This is a genomic window from Flavobacteriales bacterium, assembly GCA_013214975.1.
Taxonomy (GTDB): Bacteria; Bacteroidota; Bacteroidia; order DT-38; family DT-38; genus DT-38.
In genome coordinates, this window is the sequence record JABSPR010000441.1 from 1 (window position 1) to 2,828 (window position 2,828).

General features: G+C 34.8%; 4 protein-coding genes and 1 tRNA gene. 2 read left to right on the top strand and 3 right to left on the bottom strand.

The genetic code is table 11. The annotated features are described in order from the left end of the window. Together HRT72_13700 and HRT72_13705 are read right to left on the bottom strand one after the other, a co-directional pair. A partial coding sequence (locus HRT72_13700; GenBank protein ID NQY68763.1) for a hypothetical protein occupies positions 1-390 on the bottom strand: 390 nt, incomplete at its 3' end. Positions 391-556: 166 nt separating this feature from the next. After that, a tRNA-Met gene (locus tag HRT72_13705) sits at positions 557-630 on the bottom strand. 216 nt (positions 631-846) lie between these two features. Between HRT72_13705 and HRT72_13710 the strand changes: the two genes are divergently transcribed. After that, positions 847-1,056 (top strand): hypothetical protein, encoded by a 210-nt coding sequence (locus HRT72_13710; GenBank protein NQY68764.1) that lies wholly within the window; start codon positions 847-849, stop codon positions 1,054-1,056. Positions 1,057-1,145: 89 nt separating this feature from the next. Continuing rightward, entirely contained in the window at positions 1,146-1,844 is a 699-nt protein-coding gene (locus HRT72_13715; GenBank protein ID NQY68765.1) for a hypothetical protein, read from the top strand. Here HRT72_13715 and HRT72_13720 read toward each other — a convergent pair. Next, positions 1,841-2,809: a glycosyltransferase gene (locus HRT72_13720; protein NQY68766.1), complete on the bottom strand. Its 969-nt coding sequence runs from the start codon at positions 2,807-2,809 to the stop codon at positions 1,841-1,843. The two genes, HRT72_13715 and HRT72_13720, sit on opposite strands and share 4 nt — an antisense overlap. Between the last annotated feature and the right edge of the window lie 19 nt (positions 2,810-2,828).

The following is a 2,828-nucleotide window of genomic DNA, read 5'->3' on the forward strand; positions in this document are numbered from 1 at the left end:
GTAAAGGTTTTTATCTGCAAAAACAGCACCGCGACTATTCAATCCAATTTCTTTAATTCGTTCATCTGAACTATAAAAATCAAGTACCATTCTTGTATCTGACTTTTCTTTTGTCATTATAAATTTAAATTGAATCAATGATAAAGCATTTACAAAATGCTGGATTACCTCTTTATCCTTTACAACATAATGATCATTTTTCCCATCATTAAAATCTCTTACATCATCACATGACAAAGCCCCTCTTGTCTTCAGATTCCAATCAAGATAGGAAACGACAATACTATCTATCTCAAGGGGATGCTCTTCTAGTACTGGGTCATTAGCACACGACGAGAACACACTCCCCAATACTAAGCAGAAAATTCTCAGATAAAGAAGTTTATTCATTCTTTTCATCAAACGTTATCTCCTTTTCAAGAAGCATTATGCTGTTCATCACCATTATATAACGTTCAAATCTAAAGTTCATTTATATTTAAAGGTTCGATAATCCCCTATGCTATGCAATAAGAAAAGCCCTGAAACGCAGTGGTATCAGGGCTTGTATTTTGAGTAGCGAGAGAGGGACTCGAACCCTCGACCTCCGGGTTATGAATCCGACGCTCTAACCAGCTGAGCTACCTCGCCATAATAGGGTACAAAAGTATTATAATTGGAGTTTCGATCTAAGATTATATCATTTTTTATTTATGCAATCAGAGATAAATTCAAATTTAGGGTTAAGGGTTTCTTGTTAAGCTCTTTATGGCGGGTACTCATCAAGCTTCAAATATAAATATTTGCATTCGAGTTAAATTCGAATTAATTTAAACATTAATTATAAACTAATAACTAATCAACATTATGAAAAAGGCAGTAATTATAGCAGGCGCTTTATTGGTATTTGGAATGACGTCTTGTAAGAAAGAGTATTCGTGTGACTGTACGATTGCGGGAGAAACTATAGAAAATGATTTGGGCGAGATAGAAAAAGAAGATGCTGAAGCTGCATGTGATGTGTTGAAGGCAGTGGCAACTCTTACTGGTGGGTCTTGTACTTTGACTACTAAATAGTAAATAATTTGATATTGAATTGATAATTTATTTGTCAAGTTTTAAACCAAGGCGTAAATGCCTTGGTTTTTTTTATTAAACTTTGTTAGATGAATTTTATTAAAACACTAACTGGATTTCTTGCACTAATCGTAACGATATTATTTTCAAAGCAAATAGATACACTTGCTGCTGATGTCTTTAAAATATCTTGGACTTCTAGTTTCGTATTGCCACGTTTTTTTGTTTTGGCATATTCGATACTTCTTGCCTTTCAAATAAAGAGAGTATTAATTAATAAGAGTAAACTGATGCAGTATTGTGTTGTTATTGGTATATTCTTGGTTTTTCCTGCTGCGCATTTTGCAATGTATCCGATTTATGAAGGCGATTTCGACAAAGTAGGGCAATATATTGACGAGGAAACTTTCGCAGAGAACTCTTTGGTTCAAGATGTAAATGATTCATTGGAAGGTTTTGAAGGGTTGATATGTATCGCTTCTCCAACGTGTCCTCATTGCGTGGTAGCAGTTAGGAAATTGACAAGATCAAAGGATCGGTTTCCTGAGAATGAAATATTGGTGTACATGTTTTCAAAGGATAAAGAGAAAGTAGAGCAGTTTAAAGACTATGTAGGTGCAGACAATCTAATGTTTAGGTTAGTTCCTGAATCGGAGGGAGCGCTAAAGGTGTGTATGGGCGCTTTTCCTTCATTCGTATATTTTAAAGAGAATCGAATTGTTCACCGTTGGATGAATGGTGACTTTGGTTTTAGAGCGCTTGATTGGATAGAAGCAGGACTCGACTAATTATTGTTTGCTAAAACAGCTTTAATCGATTCATCGAAGGCGGTCTCATGTTGTTCCCAATTTAACTTTTCTTGAAAAGCTAATATTCCATTTTCACCTATATTAGCTAAATTATCCATCGAAATTATATTATTGATGAGTTCTCCCAATTGTTGAGGGGAATTAATATTTTCGACGAAACCGCTATTAGTTTTTGTTATTAATTCGCTGTGTTCGTTACTTAATGACGCCAATACAGGGACACCTGCGGCCATGTATTCTATTAACTTGTTTGCTTGTGCAAACTTCTTAGAAATATTTATTGGCTGGTTTAATACCAAGCCTAGAGATGAACCTTTAATTGTATGGATTAGTTCAGGATAGCTCAATAAAGGCATAAAATGAATATTATTCTGTTTTTCGTTGAAAGTCATAATCCGTAGAAGGGCCTTCTTTAAGAATCCATCTCCGATCAAAACCATTTCGACATTATCATCTAGGAAATTAGCGGATTGAACAATTGTTTCTAAGTTTCTTCCTGGGTTCATACCGCCATGGTATACAACAAGTTTTTTTGATCGTGCTATTTGCAATCGGTCGAATAAGTCGAGAGCTGGTCTATGACCATTTAGGCTTGTGTAATTGGGCGAAATTTCGCAATTAGAAACGTTATATTTTTGTTCTAGATATTCTTTGTATTTCCTATTTACGGTGTGAATAAGAGAAGTTTTTTTAGTGAATTTGGCCTCCCATTTACTTCCCCAGAACTTCATATTGTGCATCGCCAATTTATAGAATAACTTCTCTAAAGGCGAACCTTGATTAGGAAAAAGTTGGTTTATCGTTTCTATACCTAAATCATGAACATCGTAGATTATTGGGATATTTAGCTTCTTAGAGATAATATAAGCGGGATAGCTCGTCGATAAGTCGTGGCAATAGATAAGATCGTATTTCTTGTTATTTGAGAGAACGATTTTCGCCAAGAATTTGGTTTCTCTGTAA